Origin of the sequence: Methanobrevibacter thaueri (assembly GCF_003111625.1) — an archaeon.
Taxonomy (GTDB): domain Archaea; phylum Methanobacteriota; class Methanobacteria; order Methanobacteriales; family Methanobacteriaceae; genus Methanocatella; species Methanocatella thaueri.
This window is the reverse complement of the sequence record NZ_MZGS01000042.1, coordinates 1-3830: the sequence shown is the minus strand read 5'-3', so window position 1 is coordinate 3830 and position 3830 is coordinate 1. Positions and strand designations below refer to the sequence as shown.

The following is a 3830-nucleotide window of genomic DNA, read 5'->3' as shown; positions in this document are numbered from 1 at the left end:
ACCAGGATGGTGTCAGACCTGCTAATGTGACTGTTTTATTGTTTGCTGATGATGTGAACATTATGAATGTTACTTTGAGTGATTCTAATAATTGGACTCATACTTTTGTAGGTTTAGATAAGTTCAGGGATAATGGTACTGAGATCGTTTATCGTGTTAACGAGACCGAAGTGATTAATTATACTGTTAATATTACTGGAGATAATGATGGTTTTATAATTAACAATACTCACGAAATTAATTTGATTAACGTTACAGTCGTTAAAGTTTGGAATGATGGTAATAATGTAAGTGGTAAGAGACCTGCAAATGTCACAGTTGTTTTACTTGCTGATGGTGAAAGTATTAGGACTGTTATTTTAAACACTTATAATAACTGGACTTACACTTTTGTAGGTTTAGATAAGTTTAAAAATAATGGTACACTGATTAACTATTCCATTGATGAAGTCAATGTTGGTGTTCCAGGTTATACTACTGTAATTACTAACAGCACTCCATACAACTGGACAGTTAACAACACTTATGTTCCTAAAGTTAATAAGACTGCTAATGAGACTAAAGTGTTCTACCACGACTTTGTTCTTTATAACATTACAATTACTAACATTGGAACCGGTATTTACAATGAGACTTTAACTATTATTGATAGTTTGCCTTATGGTTTAGATTACAATAAGACTGTTGACATCACTGGTGCACGGGTTATTCAAGAGGGCATTTATGATAATGTAACTAGGACTGTTACTTGGATAATTACTGATATTGATCCAAATGTTCCGGCCATAATCTTTGTTTTAGTCGGCACTTATGATATTGGTAATTTGACTAACAATGTTACCTTAATCGGCCCTAATGGATTTAATGATACTGTTAATGCTACTGTTGAAGTTGTACCTCGTGTTGATGTGTCTGTTGTTAAAACTGTTGATAATCCAAACCATTTCGTTGATGATATTGTTGTTTGGACTATTACTGTGTCTAATGCTGCTAATGGTACTAACGCTACTAATGTCGTATTGAATGATACCTTCCCACCAGCTGGATTTATTTTAGTTGGTTATAATGCTACCGAAGGTACAACCTATGATATGAGTACTGGTATTTGGACTATTGGTGACATGGCTAACGGTACTAGTGTGACCTTGACTATTACTTCAGTTGCTAAACAGAACGGTACATTTACAAATCATGCGAATGTAACCTGTAATGATACTGAGTGGAATTATGATAACAACTATGATAACGCTACTGTTGTCGTTGTTAGCTTCCCAATAAACAAAACAGAAGATGTAAACGTAACATACTATAATAGTAATATTACTTACAACCTGACTGTTTCCAATATTGGTGCTTACACTTACACTCAAAATATTACAGTTATTGATACTTTGCCTGAAGGATTCTACTATATCAGAACAATTGGTGTTTACAACGCTACAGTTGTTTCAAATGCTACCGTAAATGGTAACAATGTTACTTGGGTGATTACTAATATTGATCCTAATACAACTGCAATTATCGAAATTGTGGTTTGGGCTCACGCTCTTTACACTCAATATAACAATGAGACTGTTATTTTACGTAACGGTACTAACATGACTGTTGGCATTCCAGTTACAGTGGTTCCTATTGTTGACGTATCTGTTGTTAAAACTGTTGACAATTCAAGTCATTTCGTTGACGATACTGTTGTCTGGACTATTGTTGTGTCTAATGCTGCTAATGGTACTAACGCTACTAACGTTGTATTGAATGATACCTTCCCACCAGCTGGATTTATTTTAGTTGGTTATAATGCTACTGAAGGTACAACCTATGATATGAGTACTGGTATTTGGACTATTGGTGACATGGCTAACGGTACTAGTGTGACCTTGACTATTACTTCAGTTGCTAAAGCTGAAGGTACATTTACAAATCATGCGAATGTTACTTCTAATGAGACTGAGTGGAATTACGAAAACAACTACGATAACGCTACAGTTGTCGTCTTTGACATTCCTGATATTAACAAAACAGTTAATAACACTACTCCATTCTATAAAGAGTACGTCTTGTATAACATTACCATCATTAATGTCGGTGATGTGACATACATTGAAACTTTAACTGTTGAAGATAGTTTACCTGAAGGTTTAGAGTATATTGAAACTGTAAGCATCACTGGTGCAGGTATTGTTCAAAATGCTACCGTTGATCAAACCGGTCAAGTTGTAACTTGGAAAATTACCAATATTACTGTTGACGTCCCTGCTATAATTACTGTTAAAGCAAGGGCCAATGTTCTTGGTAATTTAACAAACAATGCTACTGTAATCGGACCTAACGGCACTAACAAAACTGTTAACTGTACTATCGATGTTCAACCGCTTTGTGATTTAGCAATCTTTAAATCTGTTAATGCTACAAGTGTTTACCTTAATGAATTTGTTGAATGGACTATAACTGTTATTAACTACGGCCCAAACACTGCTAAGGATGTTGTAGTTAAAGATAATGTCCCTGTTGGATTAAAAGTTATTAGAGCAACTCCATCTGTGGGCACCTTCAATAAGAATACTGGAATTTGGAGTATTGGTGATGTTGAAAATAACACTTCTGTATTCCTTGTTTTAGTTACCCAAGCTGTAAAAGAAGGTTCCATCATAAACGTTGTTGTTGTAAATACTACTACCAATGAAACAAATTACACTAACAATAAGGCTAATAACACTACTGTTGTTAAACCGATTTGTGATGTCGAAATCACTAAAGTTGTAAACTTTGAAAAAGTTTACATTGGTGAAAACGTAATTTGGACAATTAAAGTCAAAAACAACGGTCCATCTACAGCTAAGAATGTTAAAGTTTCAGATCAATTACCTAAAGGTTTAAAAGTATTAGGCGCTAAAGTGACTAAAGGCTCATTCAACATGAACACTTATGAATGGACAGTTGGCTCACTTGCAAGCGGTGCTAGTGCAACACTTAAACTTACAACCAAAGTTGTTCGTGAAGGAATAATCACTAACCCTGTTTCAGTCAATACTACAACCAAAGAGCATGACTACACAAATAACAAGGCAAACGACACTACCGAAGCAATTCCAATTGTTGACTTAGCCCTTAACAAATATGCTGACAAATCAGTATATCACAAAGGAGAAGAAATGCATTGGACTATTACTGTAATTAATTATGGTCCAAGCACTGCAACTGGAGTTGTTGTGACTGATGTTTTACCATCAGGAGTCAAATTCATCAGATTTGTAGCCTCTAAAGGCTCATATGATGCTTCAACTGGAAAATGGGATATCGGTGAATTGGCTAAAGGTGAAAGCGCAACTATCGAAATTTACTGTAATGTAACCGCTGAAGTCGGAACAATTACTAATTTCGCTAGCGTAACCTGTAACGAAACCGATAGCAATCCGGACAACAACAACGATAGTGCTACTATCACTGTTGTAAATGATCAACCACCGGGTCCTCCAAAAATGCATCCTACTGGTAATCCTGTAGTAATGGTTGTCTTGTCATTACTCGCAATAGTTGGTGTGACTTTAAGAAGAAAACTTTAAGCTTGTTATGGGAAATCAATTTTCCCATAATTTTTTATTTTTTTATCAAAAATTTAATTTCGGGAGTGTCCGATATTAGTTAATTATATTAATACTAATCACTAAAATGGATATTACTTAAAATTTCCAATGGATATGGAGTGAATTTTAAAAATTCACCAAATTTATTTTTTATATAATTAAAAAACAACTTATCGCAACAAATATCAAATTTAACAATTAAACTATTGAATATTTAATATTTAACTGTGAAAATCAACTATTTTT

The 3830-nt window shown here is 34.2% G+C and carries 1 protein-coding gene; it reads left to right on the top strand.

Going from position 1 to position 3830, the window contains the following annotated elements:
- On the top strand, window positions 1-3563 hold a 3563-nt coding region (locus MBBTH_RS10785), incomplete at its 5' end, for a Cna B-type domain-containing protein (protein ID WP_116593039.1).
- Window positions 3564-3830: the final 267 nt, after the last annotated feature.